The sequence below is a fragment of the Mycobacteroides chelonae CCUG 47445 genome, assembly GCF_001632805.1.
GTDB classification, from domain to species: Bacteria; Actinomycetota; Actinomycetes; order Mycobacteriales; family Mycobacteriaceae; genus Mycobacterium; species Mycobacterium chelonae.
The window spans coordinates 4350663-4365384 of the sequence record NZ_CP007220.1 but is presented as its reverse complement, the minus strand read 5'-3'; the positions used below and the strand labels follow the sequence as shown (position 1 = coordinate 4365384).

General features: G+C 65.5%; 12 protein-coding genes and 1 riboswitch. Of the genes, 8 read left to right on the top strand and 4 right to left on the bottom strand.

Annotated elements, in window-relative coordinates:
* Positions 1-25 precede the first annotated feature (25 nt).
* The 3 genes from BB28_RS21340 to BB28_RS21330 are packed head-to-tail and all read left to right on the top strand — an operon-like array spanning position 26 to position 6218.
* Complete coding sequence (locus BB28_RS21340) at positions 26-3019, top strand: alpha-mannosidase (protein WP_046254957.1); 2994 nt, start codon at positions 26-28, stop codon at positions 3017-3019.
* A complete protein-coding gene (gene pta, locus BB28_RS21335) occupies positions 3016-5103 on the top strand; it encodes a phosphate acetyltransferase (RefSeq protein WP_046254956.1) in 2088 nt (695 codons plus the stop codon). The genes BB28_RS21340 and pta overlap by 4 nt, the downstream gene beginning before the upstream one ends.
* Positions 5100-6218: an acetate kinase gene (locus BB28_RS21330; protein ID WP_046254955.1), complete on the top strand. Its 1119-nt coding sequence runs from the start codon at positions 5100-5102 to the stop codon at positions 6216-6218. The genes pta and BB28_RS21330 overlap by 4 nt, the downstream gene beginning before the upstream one ends.
* Here the strand turns inward: BB28_RS21330 and BB28_RS21325 are convergent.
* The 3 genes from BB28_RS21325 to BB28_RS21315 are packed head-to-tail and all read right to left on the bottom strand — an operon-like array spanning position 6207 to position 10797.
* A complete protein-coding gene (locus BB28_RS21325) occupies positions 6207-8489 on the bottom strand; it encodes a serine/threonine-protein kinase PknG (RefSeq protein WP_046256050.1) in 2283 nt (760 codons plus the stop codon). The two genes, BB28_RS21330 and BB28_RS21325, sit on opposite strands and share 12 nt — an antisense overlap.
* Positions 8489-9472 carry a glutamate ABC transporter substrate-binding protein gene (locus BB28_RS21320; RefSeq protein WP_046254954.1) on the bottom strand — a complete coding sequence of 328 codons (984 nt, stop codon included), beginning with the start codon at positions 9470-9472 and terminating at the stop codon, positions 8489-8491. The genes BB28_RS21325 and BB28_RS21320 overlap by 1 nt, the downstream gene beginning before the upstream one ends.
* A complete protein-coding gene (locus BB28_RS21315) occupies positions 9469-10797 on the bottom strand; it encodes a hypothetical protein (protein WP_046254953.1) in 1329 nt (442 codons plus the stop codon). Before BB28_RS21315 ends, BB28_RS21320 begins: the two co-directional genes overlap by 4 nt.
* Before the next feature lie 76 nt (positions 10798-10873).
* On the opposite strand from BB28_RS21315, the gene BB28_RS21310 reads away from it, so the two are divergent.
* Together BB28_RS21310 and BB28_RS21305 are read left to right on the top strand one after the other, a co-directional pair.
* Positions 10874-11422 carry an NUDIX domain-containing protein gene (locus BB28_RS21310; protein ID WP_030096264.1) on the top strand — a complete coding sequence of 183 codons (549 nt, stop codon included), beginning with the start codon at positions 10874-10876 and terminating at the stop codon, positions 11420-11422.
* Positions 11423-11431: 9 nt separating this feature from the next.
* On the top strand, positions 11432-11803 hold the full coding sequence (locus tag BB28_RS21305; protein WP_046254952.1) for a hypothetical protein: 372 nt from the start codon (positions 11432-11434) through the stop codon (positions 11801-11803).
* Between the two features lie 43 nt (positions 11804-11846).
* Here BB28_RS21305 and thiE read toward each other — a convergent pair whose 3' ends face one another.
* Positions 11847-12533 (bottom strand): thiamine phosphate synthase, encoded by a 687-nt coding sequence (gene thiE / locus BB28_RS21300; protein ID WP_046254951.1) that lies wholly within the window; start codon positions 12531-12533, stop codon positions 11847-11849.
* Positions 12534-12557: 24 nt separating this feature from the next.
* Positions 12558-12673, top strand: a riboswitch (TPP riboswitch).
* On the opposite strand from thiE, the gene thiO reads away from it, so the two are divergent.
* The 3 genes from thiO (at position 12672) to thiG (ending at position 14715) form a co-directional block, all read left to right on the top strand.
* Entirely contained in the window at positions 12672-13733 is a 1062-nt protein-coding gene (gene thiO, locus BB28_RS21295; RefSeq protein WP_046256049.1) for a glycine oxidase ThiO, read from the top strand. Its footprint overlaps the riboswitch before it by 2 nt.
* The gene (gene thiS / locus BB28_RS21290) at positions 13730-13927 is read left to right on the top strand and encodes a sulfur carrier protein ThiS (protein WP_046254950.1); all 198 of its coding nucleotides are present in this window, start codon (positions 13730-13732) and stop codon (positions 13925-13927) included. Before thiO ends, thiS begins: the two co-directional genes overlap by 4 nt.
* A 65-nt stretch (positions 13928-13992) precedes the next feature.
* Entirely contained in the window at positions 13993-14715 is a 723-nt protein-coding gene (gene thiG, locus BB28_RS21285; protein ID WP_046256048.1) for a thiazole synthase, read from the top strand.
* The last annotated feature ends 7 nt before the right edge of the window (positions 14716-14722 follow it).

Genomic DNA, 14722 nt, shown 5'->3' with positions numbered 1-14722 from the left:
GTCGGCGAGCCGATAGGGTCAGGTCATGCATGACGACCGGCGAATTGTTGAGGACCGCATTCGGCGCTTCGTCGATAAGCGGCTGAACTGCGCCATCTACGTCGATGCGGCGCCGCTGACGCTGACGGCGTGGAACGCGCCAGGGGAGCCGGTGCCGTTCGCTGAGGCGGCAGCCCAGGAATTCACCGAGATCACTCCCGGGACGCCCTGGGGGCCACCCTGGTCGACGATGTGGCTGCACGTGACGGGAACCATTCCGGAGCGGTGGCGCGGCCGGTCCGAGGGTGCCCCGGAGATGAGGGTCGAACTCGGCTTCACCGGTGGGCCGGGCTTCAACGCCGAGGGGTTGGTGTACCGGCCCGACGGCACCGTGGTGAAGGGCATCGCGCCGCGCAACGCGTTCGTGCCCATCGACGATCCGGATGCCCCGGTGGACTTCTACATCGAGGCCGCCGCCAACCCGGACATCGGCAAGCACTTCTGGTCGCCAATGCCATTGGGAGACAAGGCTACTTCCGGTGATGAGGCGCTGTATCGGCTGGGTGGTATCGATCTTGCGCTGCGCGACCTGAACCTGTGGGGGCTACAGCAGGACATCGCCACCCTGGACGGGCTGATGCATACGCTCCCCGAGGATCTGCCGCGCCGCCATGAGATTCTGCGTGCGCTGGAACGCATGGTGGACACGGTGGATCCCGAGGATCTCGCGGGTACCGCGGCCGCCGGACGTGCCGAACTCGCCGAGGTGCTGGCGCGCCCCGCATACGCCAGTGCCCATCGGATCACCGCCGTCGGACACGCTCATATCGACTCGGCGTGGCTGTGGCCGGTGCGTGAGACGGTCCGTAAGTGTGCACGAACCTTCTCGAACATGGTCGACCTGATGGACCGGCATCCGGACTTCCGGTTCGCCTGCTCTTCGGCGCAGCAGTACGCGTGGATCAAGGACAAGTACCCCACTCTGTTCGCCCGTATCAAAGAGAAAGTCGCTGCGGGACAGTTCATTCCAGTGGGTGGCATGTGGGTCGAGGCCGATACGAACATGCCCGGCGCGGAGGCGATGGCCCGCCAGTTCGTGGCGGGCAAGCAGTTCTTCCTCGACGAGTTCGGGATCGATACCCCGGAGGTGTGGCTGCCCGACTCGTTCGGTTACTCGGCGGCGATGCCCCAGATCGTCACCGCTGCCGGATCGGAATACTTTTTGACACAGAAGATTTCGTGGAACTCGGTCAACCGGATGCCGCACCACACCTTCATCTGGGAAGGGATCGACGGCACCGGGGTATTCACGCATTTCCCGCCCGTCGACACCTACAACTCCGATCTGGGCGGCGGCGACCTCGCGCATGCGCAGCGCAACTACCGCGACTCCGGGGCGGGCACCATGTCGCTGGTGCCCTTCGGCTACGGAGACGGGGGCGGCGGCCCCACCCGCGAAATGCTGGCCTACGCCACGCGCAAGCGGTCGCTGGAAGGCTCACCGACAGTGGCCCTGGGTACCCCAGCGGAGTTTTTTGCCGCCGCCCAAGCCGAGTACGCCAACCCGCCGCGCTGGTCCGGTGAGCTCTACCTGGAGCTGCACCGCGGCACGTACACCTCACAGGCCAACACCAAGCAGGGCAACCGACGCAGCGAGCACTTGCTGCGTGAGGCCGAGCTGTGGGCGGCGACGGCAGCGGTGCACGCCGGATACGAGTACCCGTACGACGAGCTGGAGGAGATCTGGAAGCTGGTGCTACTGCAGCAGTTCCACGACATCCTGCCCGGTAGCTCCATCGCCTGGGTGCACCGGGACGCCGAACGGAACTACGCGTCGATCGCGACCAGGCTGGAAGCCATCATCGAATCTGCGACACGGACCCTGGCGGGCCAGGGCGACCGCAGGCTGGCCTTCAATGCCGCGCCGCACGATCGCGACGGGGTACCCGCGCTGGGCGCCGTCGTCGCCGATCAGCCCACGTCCGTCACTCCCGTGACGAATGACGGAGGGTTCCTGCTGGACAACGGTGTTCTGGCGGCCACCTTCGATGCTGACGGTCTGTTGGTCTCCCTCATCGATGCTGCCAGCGGCCGGGAGGCCATGGCGGCACCGGGGAACCTGCTGCAGTTGCATCGCGATACACCGAACCAGTGGGACGCCTGGGATGTCGACGGCTTCTACCGGAACACCGTCACCAATCTGACGTCGGCGAGCTCGGTTGCCGCCGTGGACGGTGCGCTGGTGATCGAGCGTGAATTCGGCAATTCGCATCTTGTGCAAAGCATCACGCTGCAGGATGGCTCGCCCGCACTGGACATCGAGATCGATATCGACTGGCACGAGTCCGAGAAGCTGCTCAAATTGGCGTTCCCGTTCGACGTGCAGGCCGACCGATCGGCGTCGGAAACCCAGTTCGGCCATGTGTATCGGCCCACGCACGCCAACACCTCGTGGGACGAAGCCAAGTTCGAGATCTGTGCGCACCGCTGGGTGCATGTGGGCGAATCCGGATACGGCGTGGCGGTGGCCAACGATTCGACCTATGGACACGACATCAGTAGACGTGGCACCACCACCGTGGTGCGGATGTCCCTTTTGCGTGCTCCGCTCTTCCCGGATCCCGATTGCGATCAGGGGCGTCACCGATTGAGGTTCTCGGTGCGGCCCGGCGCGACGATCGGCGACGCCGTCGAGCAGGGGTACCGGCGCAACCTTGACACCAGGGTCGTCGAGGGCGCCGCAGCGAGCATCGAACCTCTTATCAGCCTGGATAACCCGGCCGTCGTCGTGGAATCGGTGAAGCTGGCCAACGACCGCAGTGGTGATCTGATCGTCCGGCTGTATGAGTCGCGCGGTGGACGGGCCGATGTGAGCATCCATGCGGATTTCAGCCACGACGGGGTGGCCGTGACCGATCTTCTGGAACGGCCGATCGAGTATCCAGATGCGATCAAACTCCTGGTCAACGATATTCAACTGACATTGCGTCCGTTCAAGATTCTGACGCTGCGATTCACTCGTGTAGGAAGGCGTGCATGACCGAGGCTAGAGGATTGAAGGCGTCCAGTATCTACATTGCCTCACCCGAAGGTGATACCGGAAAGTCCACCGTCGCACTGGGTGTGATGCATCGGCTGGCCGCGTCGGTGGCACGCGTGGGTGTGTTCCGCCCCATCGCGCGCTCCGGGGAGAGTGTGGACTACATCCTGGAACTGCTACTGGAGCAGAGCACCGCAGACATCGCCTATGAGGATTGTCTCGGCGTCTCGTACCACGATCTCCATCAGGATCCAGATGCGGCGATCGCCCAGATCGTCGACAGGTACCACGCGCTCGCCGAGCGCTGTGACGCTGTGGTGATCGTCGGCAGCGACTACACCGATGTCGCAAGTCCCAGCGAGCTGAGTACCAACGCCCGCATCGCGGTCAATCTCGGCGCCCCGGTTCTGTTGACCATCAAGGGATTCGATCGAACGCCGGACGAGGTGGCGGCCCTTGCCGAGGTCTGTCTCGGCGAGCTCAAGGTGCAGCGTGCACACACCGCCGCCATTGTGGCCAACCGGTGTAATCCCGATCAGCTGGACGAGGTGCGCCAGGCGTTGTCGCGTTTCGACAAGCCGGCCTGGGTGCTGCCCGAGGTGCCGCTGCTGGTCTCGCCCTCGGTAGAAGAGCTCATGAAAGCGGTGAAGGGCTCCTTGGTCAGCGGCGACGAGGCACTGCTGTCCCGCGAGGCCACCAGCTTCATGGTGGCAGGCATGACGGCCGAGCACTGTTTGGAGCGCCTGCAAGAGGGGCAGGCCGTCATCTTCCCCGCCGACCGATCCGATGTGCTGCTGGCGGTGGCGAGTGCGCATGTGGCGGAAGGATTTCCATCGCTGTCCGCGATCATCCTCAACGGCGGACTCAAGCTGCACCCGCGGATCGCCGACCTGGTGGACGGGATCGGGCTGCGGTTGCCGATCATCGAGACGGATTCGGGCACGTTCGAGACCGCGAGCGCCGCGGCGCATGCCCGGGGCCGTGTCACGGTGGCCTCGGCCCGCAAGATCGACACCGCGCTGGCGCTGATGGATCGGTATGTCGATGGCGCGGATCTCATCGCGCAGTTGGCCATTCCGATCCCATCAGTCACCACGCCGCAGATGTTCGAGTATCAGCTGCTGGATCGGGCGCGGGACAACCGTAAGCGCATCGTGCTCCCGGAGGGCGACGACGACAGGATCCTCAAGGCGGCCGGCCGACTGCTGCAGCGCCAGGTCGCAGATCTGACAATCCTGGGTGAAGAGGCGGAAATTCGTTCCCGCGCAGCAGAGCTGGGCGTGGACATCTCGAATGCACTGGTGGTCAGCCCCAAGACCAGTGAGCTCGCCGAGCAGTTCGCGGGCCAGTACTTCGAGCTGCGCAAGCACAAGGGCATGACTCCTGATCGTGCACGCGAGATCATGCGCAACGTCTCGTACTTCGGCACCATGCTGGTGTACAACGACATCGTCGACGGCATGGTGTCGGGCGCGGCACACACCACCGCGCACACGATTAGGCCGGCGTTCGAAATCATAAGGACGACGTCCGGTGTTTCTACAGTGTCCAGCATCTTCCTGATGTGCCTGGCCGACCGGGTATTGGCCTATGGCGACTGCGCCATCGTGCCCGACCCCACCTCTGAGCAGCTGGCCGATATCGCCATCTCCTCGGCGCGCACCGCGGCCCAGTTCGGCATCGACCCGCGGGTCGCGATGCTGTCCTACTCGACAGGAAACTCGGGTAGCGGTGCCGAGGTGGAAAAGGTGCGTATCGCAACCGAATTGGTTCGTACCAGGCAGCCCGAGCTGTTGGTCGAGGGTCCCATCCAGTACGACGCGGCGGTGGAGCCCTCGGTGGCGGCCACCAAGATGCCCGACTCCCTGGTCGCCGGACGTGCGACGGTACTGATCTTCCCGGACCTCAACACCGGGAACAACACCTATAAGGCGGTGCAGCGCAGTGCCGGAGCCATCGCCATCGGTCCCGTGCTGCAGGGCTTGCGCAAACCCATCAACGATCTCTCCCGCGGCGCTCTGGTGGAGGACATCGTCAACACGGTCGCGATCACCGCGATCCAGGCCCAGGACCTGACCCGATGAGCGCGGTGCTGGTCCTGAACTGCGGCTCGTCTTCGGTGAAATATCAGCTCATCGAACCGGATTCGGGCCGGGTGGATGCCCACGGGCTGGTGGAGCGCATCGGTGAAGAGCCGGTCCGCAATCACGAAGAGGCACTGCGGCTGGTCTTCGACTCCATCAACACCGACGACGTGGTGGTGGTGGGCCATCGTGTGGTGCACGGCGGACAGAAGTTCCACGAGCCGACGGTGCTCGACGACGCCGTGGTCGCGCAGATCGCGGAGCTGTCCTCGCTGGCGCCCCTACACAACCCGGCCGGTGTGCAGGGCATCGAGGTGGCCCGGCGCCTGCTGCCCGACGTGCCACAGGTGGCGGTGTTCGACACCGCGTTCTTCTACAGCCTGCCGCCAGCGGCGGCCACCTATGCGCTGGATCGCGAGGTCGCCGAGCGATACGGTGTGCGGCGCTACGGATTCCACGGCACCTCGCATCAATACGTGTCACAGCAGGCCGCCGGCTATCTGGGGCGCGGGTACGCCGACATCAACCAGATCGTCCTGCACCTCGGCAACGGCGCATCGGCGTCGGCGATCCTGCATGGCCGCGCGGTGGAGACCTCGATGGGCCTCACTCCGCTGGAGGGTCTTGTGATGGGCACCCGCACCGGCGATATCGACGCCGGCATTGTGTTCCATCTGGCGCGCCACGGCATGAGCATCGATGAGATCGACACGGTGTTCAATCGCCGTTCCGGCATGCTCGGCCTCTGCGGGGCCAACGATTTTCGTGAAATTCATCGGCTGATCGAGGCGGGAGACGCATCGGCGCAGCTTGCGTACAACGTGTATGTGCACCGGCTGCGCAAGTACATTGGCGCCTACATCGCGACATTGGGTGGCGCCGATGTCATCTCCTTCACCGCCGGGGCGGGCGAGAACGACGCAGTGCTGCGTGCCGATGCCATGGCCGGACTCGAAGTGCTCGGCATAGAGATCGATCCGGAACGAAACCTGGTGAGATCCAGCGAAATTCGCCGCATCTCCACCGATGCTTCACGGGTGGCGGTGCTGGTGGTGCCCACTAACGAGGAACTGGCCATCGCCAGGGCGGCGGTGGGGGCGGCTCTAAAGCAGTGATGTCGGCCGGGTGGCGTTGGCCAGATCGACCAGTGCATAACGGTGGGCGCGCTCGGTGGCCCGGCGGGCCAACGCCCGCAGACTCCGCTCAACACCTTGGCGCAGGCCGCGTTTGGTGAACGGGACACCCAGGATGTGGTGTCCGGTCGAATGATTGGTCTTGATCCAGTCCAGGGCGGTCCCGAGCACCAGCGCACGGATCTGCAGCACGCGCGGTTCCGTCTCGGGTAGTGCTTCCACCCTGCGGGCCGCCTCGCGGATGTCGTCCTCGGTGACCTCGGTGAGCGTACGACCCGAAAGCAGCGTGACGGCACTGGTCAGGCGCGCGGTGGTGAAATGGCGCGACGTGGGGGGCACGTTGTCGAGCATGCGCACCGCCTCGGCTCGCTCCCCGCGGGAGGCCAGGGTGCGAGCCAACCCGTATCCCGCGGAGATGACGCTGTTGTCGGTGGACCAGACGGTGCGGTAGAAGTCGAGGTTCTTCTCGTCATTGCCCAGTTCGGCGGTGGCGGCAAGTGCCATCTTGGGGGCGATCTCACCGGGCAAGAAGTCCAGAACCGCGGTGAAATGCTTTGTAGCTTGGTCGTAGTCACCGTTGAGAAGGGCCGCCATGCCGCGGTACCAGGTCAGTCGCCACGGGGTGCCTACCCGGTCCTCGAGCTGATCCAGCTTGCTGTTGGCCTTGGCGACATCGCCCAGATCGAGGAGCGCGCGCGCCTCCATCAGGGGCAGCTCCATCGATTCGGTCAGATCCACGCCGTCGGCGTCGATTCGGCCCAGGCGGGCGGCCTTCAAGGATTCGAGGGTCTGTATCGGCTGGCTCAGCACGGTCGCCTGCAGGATGGCGGCACCCACGTCGGTGGGGTCGAGAAGCGGAACCTGAAGAGCTGTCACGATATCCGGCGCCGTCAGGCTCGGCGGGTGAGCCAGTCCGTCGACGTAGACGTCGGTGTGGGCTACCAGCAGGTCAACCCCGAAGGTGGACCGGGACGGGCTGAACAGGGTGGACATACCCGGGCGTGGTGTGCCCGAGTCCAGCGCCACCACCTCGCGCAGGACTCCCACCAGCTGAGTGGCCATCTCCTCGGCGCTGCCGAATCGAGCGGTGGGATCGGGATCGATGGCCCGGCGCAAAAGTCGGTGATACGAGTCGTACTTGGCGAGCACCGGATCCTCGTTCGGCAACCCGTCCTTGTATCGGCCCTTGCGGGTTGGCATGCGCAGGGTCAGCGCCGCGAGGGTGCGCCCCACCGTGTAGATGTCCGACGCGACAGTGGGTCCGGTCCTGGAGATTTCGGGTGCCTGGTAGCCGGGAGTTCCGTACAGGTTGCCGTAGGCGTTGACCGCGGCCACCGCGCCCAGGTCGATGAGTTTGAGCTGCTCCTCGGTGACCATGATGTTCTCGGGCTTGAGGTCGTTGTAGGTGAGCCCAACCGAGTGCAGAAAGCCCAGTGCGGGAAGAATTTCCAGCATGTAGGCAATGGCCTGTGCGACGGGCAGGGCCTTGCCCTTGGGCTGTTTGAGCGAGGTGCCGCCGACGTACTCCATCACGATGTATCCGACCGGATTCCCGTGCTGGTCGGGGTGTTCGACGAAGTTGAAGATCTTCACGATCGAGGGGTGCGCCACCTCGGCGAGGAATCGCCGCTCGGCCATCGCGATGTTCTGTGCTTCGGCGTCACCGGAATGCACCAGCCCCTTGAGCACCACCGGACGGTCGTTGACGTTGCGGTCCACCGCGAGGTAGATCCATCCCAGACCGCCGTGGGCGATGCAGCCCTTGATGGCGTACTGCCCGGCAATCACATCGCCGGGATTCAGCTGCGGCAAAAAGGAAAAGGTGGACCCGCAGGCCGGGCAGGTGCCCTCGCTGCAGGCGGGGCCATCCTCCGTGGAGCGGCCCACCGGTTTACCGCAGTTCCAGCAGAATCGCTTGGACTCTTCGACGACCGGATTGGTCATCAAGGCGGCCAGTGGATCGATTTCCGGAACGCGCGGGATCTCGACCAGGCCGCCACCGAGCCGGCGGGTGGGGGAGAGCCGCACTCGTGTGGTGGTGGCGCGGACCTCTGGCTGTGTGGTGGGTTGGGTGGTGGGCTGGGTGAAATCGGGAGCGCGGAACACGGCCTGGGTAGCCATGGGGCGCATCGTGGACGCGGAGTCCGCATCCAGGTCCGCCAGGGATGCGGGCCGCGTGCCCGGACCTTCGCCTTCGTCCGCGTCGTCGACGAGATCCTCTGGGTCCTCCAGGCTGTCGGGATCTTTACTCATCAGTCCCGGTACTTTGCGCTCGGAGGTGCGGGTGCGGGCCCCAGCACGCTCAGCCATTTGCGGTACAAGGCATTCCAGGTGCCGTCGCGCCGGACGCGTTCCAGGGTGCGATTGACGTACCGGACCAGATCGGTGTTCTCGAGCTTCATGCCGATTCCGTACGGCTCATCGCTCATATTGGGCCCGATGATGTGCAGGTACGGATCCTGGGACATTAGGCCGGCGAGTATCGAGTCGTCGGTGCTCACCGCGTCGACCTGGCGTTGTTGCAGTGCCACAAGGCAATCCGCCCACGTCACCACCGACATGATCACCGGCGGCGGGGTGATCTGCGAGAGCCGGTTCAGGGAAGTGGTGCCGCGCGCGGCGCACACCCGTCTGCCGGAGAGGTCCTGTGCGTTGGTGATGCCCGAATCCCTGCTGGTCAGAATCCGTTGGTAGGTCATCAGATAGACGGTCGAGAAATTGACCTCCTTGCGCCGTGCGCAGGTGATGGTCATGGTCTTCACCACGATGTCGACGGTCGAGTTCTTCAATGCCGCGATGCGATCCGCCGAGGACAGAATCCGGTACTCCACCCGCTCGGGGGTGCCGAAGATGTCGCGAGAGATCTCCCCGGCGATATCGACATCGAATCCGGTCAGTTCGCCGGTGATCGGGTCGCGGAAGCTGAACAAGTTGCTTCCGATGTCCAGCCCGACGATGAGCCGGCCACGCCTGCGGATCGCCGCGACCGCGTCATCGTTGGCGGCCCGGTCGTTGGTGGGCCGCAGACTAGCGGTGGGATCGCACGAGGTGTCGACCTTGGTCAGCGGCGCGAGGTTGGGTTCCTGTTCGGTCATCTCGGCAGGGGTCGGCCTCGGCACGGTGAGCTGTGGCAGCGGAGTGGAGTTCTCGGGCGTCGAGCATCCGGCCAGCACGGTGGCGGTGACCGCCAACGCAGCAAGCCTGCGTGCCGTGCCCTGCGTCGCTGTTCTCATCATCGGTACTCGCTCAGCCTCGGCCACAGACCGACCCCCACGCATATCGCGCCACCCACCGAGAGGATCAACGCGCCCGCGGAGGACAAGGTCAACGCACGTTCGGCATTGAGAACACCCGAGCGGAGTTGGCGACGGCTGTCCTGAACGCCGTTGCGCAGCGCCGCATCGAGGCTGTCGAATGCCGGTGTCGAGTCCGATTCACTGCTGCCCAGCGCCACCTGGGTGGCAGCCTGGTAGTTGCCGACACCGATGTAGGCGTTGATCCGGTCATCGGCCTGCCGCCATCTGGTGAGTAGCTGCTGCGCCCGTTCCAGGTCCGCGCGGGCGATGGCATCCGGGTTGGTCAGGTACTCGCCGATCTTTCGTTCCATCTCGTCGATGCGGTCGTAGTACGACTTCTTGCGCACGCTCTCATCACCACGGCGGATCAGTGCCAGTGTCTCGTCGGCGCGGGCCTGCTGAGCCGAGATGACGAGTTGGGTGATGGTTTTCAGCGAGTGGGCGCCACCATTGCGCGCGTCGGTGCCCAGCGAGGCGGAGACGGCCAATGCGATGCCCACCCAAACCACCATAAGCAGTAGGGCCGCGCCCCCCGCCAGCATGCCGGGATTGATGAGGCGTCGCGTCTGCTTGGACAACCAGCGATGGCCGAGGACCCCACCGATCATGGTGGCCAGCACGATGAGGATCACCGGGAAGGGCACCCGGGTGGATGCGCTGGTCTCCTGATCGACGCGGTTGGACGTTTCCTCGTAGAGACGCTGCGCGTCGGGCAGGATCGTGTGCTGCATCAGCGCGGAGGCCTCGCTCAGGTACGAGGCGCCGACGGGATTGCTGGCCCGATTGTTGGTGCGCGCGGTCTCGACGAGTCCGGTGTAAACGGACAGCTCGGCGTTGATCCGGCTCAGCAGCTCCTGCATCGGCCGGTCGGTGAGACCGCTGGACGCGGCGACGAGTGCGGTCGAGGCATCGGTGATGGCCTGCTCGTACCGCTCGCGGACGCCCTGTGGTTCGGTGCCCGCGATGAACGCGGTGGTCGCCGCGGCATCGGCGACCGACAGGGTGCTGTACAGCTGTCCGGCGGAGTACGCCAGCGGTTCGGTGTGGTTGAGCACTGTACTCAGGGCGAGTTGCCGGTTCTGCACGCTCGCCGAAGTGGCCACCGCGGACAGCACGCCGGCGGTGGCCAGGACGATACCGAGCATCAGAATCTTGCCGGGAGTGGACTTAAGGAACCACCACCACGGATGAGCCGGCACGACGGGTGTTGTCGCGCCGACGGGCTCGGTCGACGGGTGTGCTAACCGCGTCGTCCCGACAGTCACCTCTTACCTTCCTCTCCCGGCCTTAATGGGAAGTCTAAGAGCATATTTAGTCTTTGGTGGCTCTACTGTGGACTCTGTGCGTGGCGACGGTGACGGATGGGTTGTCGCTGACACGGGTGCGCGATTCTGGGGGCGGTTCGGTGCAGCGGGTTTGCTGTTGCGCGCACCGCTGGCGAGTGGACAGCCTGCGGTGCTGCTACAGCACCGGGCCTGGTGGAGCCATCAGGGTGGTACCTGGGCGTTGCCCGGCGGGGCGCGGGACAGCCATGAGTCTGCCGAGCAGGCAGCGGTCCGGGAGGCAGCCGAGGAAGCGGGAATCGAGCCGGGCGCCATGACCATCCGCTCCTCGGTGGTGACCAAACGCATTGACGGCCAGGCGCACTGGACGTACACGACGGTTGTTGCCGATGCCCCCGAGTTGTTGCCCACCGAGGCCAATCACGAGAGCACCGAGCTGCGATGGGTGCCCGAGGAAAAGATCGAGGGAATGCGGTTGCATCCCGGGTTCAAGTCGGCGTGGCCGCTGCTGCGGGTGGTCGCGACGCTGCAGGGGACATCGAATGGTTTCTCCGGGCCCGGCACCGTCGAGCTTGAGCCCGGGCGCTTCGCCTGGCAACTGCCGTAGCGTTCGGTTATGCGTACCGGATTTCTCCTGATGCTGGCCGTGATCACGAGCGTGCTGATGGGAGCCTGCAGCTCGGAGAAAGCGGAGAGCGGGCCGGGCGAGCGCAACGAGGTGGTGGCGACCGCGCTTGCTCGTGTCGAAGCCGACCTGGGTAAACCCGTCAAACTCGACGTGACGACGTTCAAGAGCGCTGACGACTGGGCACTGATCGACGGTCAGCTGCAGGACACCGGTGGCCCCGACCCCACGCGGTATGAGGGCCTGCTCAGAAAGACCGGCCCGAAGTGGACCATTCTCGAGAGCGTGATCGGGCCTACCGATGCGCAATGGGCGGGCTGGAAGGCGAAGTATCCGGAGGCTCCGGCGCAGATCTGGCCCTGAGACGTACGCCGAGCGCATACCGGGTGCAGCAGATCTGCGTGGTTTACGTGCGTGCGGTATGCGCTGGGTGAACTAGCTCGCGAAGGGACGCTGCCGCCGCACCGGGATCGACCGACGCGGTGATCGCCCGCACCACGACAATCCGCGATGCTCCGGCCGCGACCACCTCGGGCACCCGCGCCTCGTCGATACCGCCGATAGCGAACCAGGGCTTGGCAGTTCCGAGGGCGGCGGCCGTGCTGACAAGCCCGAGGCCGGCCGCGGTGCGGCCCGGTTTGGTGGGCGTCGGCCAGCACGGCCCGCAGCAGAAGTAGTCGACCTCGGTATCGAGGGCCGCCTGGCGGGCTTGAACAGCGTCATGTGTGGACCGGCCGATCAGCACATCCGGACCGACGATCTCCCTGGCGACCGTAAGAGGCAGGTCGTCCTGGCCGAGATGCAGGATGTCGGCCCCCGCCACGCGGGCGATATCGGCACGGTCGTTGACCGCGAACAAGGCACCGTGACGTGCGGCGGCGGCACCGAGAACAGCCAGGTACTCCAGTTCTTCGGTGGGCTCAAGCCGGCCGAACTGCTGCTCACCGACTGAACCCTTGTCGCGCAGCTGCACGATGTCGACCCCGCCGTCAAGGGCGGCATCCACGAATTCGGCGAGATCGCCGCGCTCGCGGCGCGCGTCGGTACAGAGATAGAGGTGGGCAGACCCAAGCCGGGCCGAACGCGGGTGCATAGTCGAAGACGCTAGCGTTGTAGATGTAAGTAACGCGGGAGCCCCGGGATGAGCGGGCTGAGAGTGGGCCAACGAATCCAGCCCTGACCGTCCGACCTGATCCGGGTCATGCCGGCGAAGGGAGTGACTCCGATTGTGATGTCGTCTCAACCAGGCTCTGTCGCCGTCATCGGCGGCGGGGTCATCGGGCTTTCCGTGGCCCGTGAAGCTGCCCGCCGCGGCTGGCAGGTCACCGTCCACGACGACGGCCGAAAGGGCCCGTCCTGGGTGGCGGGCGGCATGCTTGCGCCCTACAGCGAGGCCTGGCCGGGTGAGGATGACCTGCTGGATCTGGGTATCGAATCGCTCGGGATCTGGCGCGACGGCTTCCTCGACGAGGACGCGGCAGGCGCGGTGATCACCGCGCGGGGGTCACTCACCGTGGCCGTCGACACGGCCGATGTCGGCGAGCTGAGGACCATGGCGGACTGGCTGGCCGGGCGCGGTCATACCGTTTCCGCGACCACCAATGCCCGGGATATCGAGCCGCTGCTGGCGCAGAACATCCGTCGCGGATTTACCGCGCCCGAAGAACTCGCCGTCGACAATCGTGCGGTGTTGCATGTGTTGGCCACCGAATGTGAGGCGCTCGGCGTGCGTAAGGGCCCTGCGGTTGCCCACGTCGAAGACGCATCTGCCGATCAGATCGTGATCGCGAACGGGGTGCAGGCGGCGACACTCGCGAATCTGCCGATTCGTCCGGTGAAGGGCGAGGTGTTGAGGCTGCGACGGCGCCCCGGCGCGATGCCCCCGCCCTCGAACGTGATCCGGGCGCGCGTACACGGACGCCATGTCTACCTGGTGCCCCGACACGACGGTGTCGTCGTGGGCGCCACGCAGTACGAGCATGGCCACGACACCGCGCCTGCCGTGGCAGGCGTGCGGGACCTGCTCGACGACGCGTGTGCAGTGCTGCCCTGTCTGGGGGAGTACGAATTCGCCGAATGCGCGGCGGGTCTACGCCCGATGACCGATGACAATCTGCCCATGGTGGGCAGGATCGACGATCGGACTCTCGTGGCCGCCGGTCATGGCCGCTCGGGGTTTCTCCTCGCGCCGTGGACGGCGAAGACGATCGGGGTGGTGCTTGACGGAGGCGAGTCGCCGAATGCCGTCGATCCCCGCCGGTTTGAGAAGGCACATAGTCAGGAGGCCCGATGAACATTCAGGTAAATGGTGATGCGCGCAAGGTCACCGAGGGTGCCAACATCTGGCAGCTGCTCGACCAACTGGGCTTTCCCGAGTGCGGTATCGCGGTGGCTATCAACCACACCGTCGTGCCCAAATCCGATTGGGACACCACCGTTTCCGACGGTGCGCTGGTCGAAGTCGTCACCGCGGTGCAAGGGGGGTAGGCGCCGTGGCTAGTGCAGACGAACCGCTGTGTATCGCGGGCCGCTCATTCGGTTCGCGGCTCATCATGGGGACCGGTGGTGCCGCGAATCTCTCGATTCTGGAACGGGCACTGCTGGCCTCCGGTACCGAGCTGACCACCGTCGCGATCCGGCGGGTGGATGCCTCCGGGGGCACCGGAGTGCTGGATCTGCTCAAGCGACTCGACATCATGCCGTTGCCCAACACCGCGGGATGTCGCGGTTCTGCCGAGGCCGTGCTGACCGCGCAACTGGCCCGTGAGGCGCTGGAGACCAACTGGATCAAGTTGGAGGTGATCGCCGACGAACGGACGCTTCTTCCCGATGCCGTGGAGTTGGTGCGTGCGGCCGAGCAACTCGTCGACGACGGGTTCGTGGTACTGCCCTACACGACCGACGATCCGGTGCTGGCCCGCAGATTGGAAGACGTGGGATGCGTCGCGGTGATGCCACTCGGAGCTCCCATCGGTACCGGGTTGGGCATCACCAACACACATAACATCGAGATGATTGTGGCGGCCGCCGGAGTGCCGGTGATCCTGGACGCGGGAATCGGCACCGCCAGCGATGCCGCGCTCGCGATGGAACTCGGCTGCGATGCCGTGCTGCTCGCGACGGCCGTGACCCGCGCCGCCGATCCCGAACGCATGGCCGCGGCCATGTCAGCAGCCGTAACTGCCGGGCACCTCGCTCGTCACGCCGGCCGCATACCCCGTCGATTTTGGGCGCAGGCCTCCAGCCCGGCACCGGACGGACCCGCATTGCAATAGCTGGCAT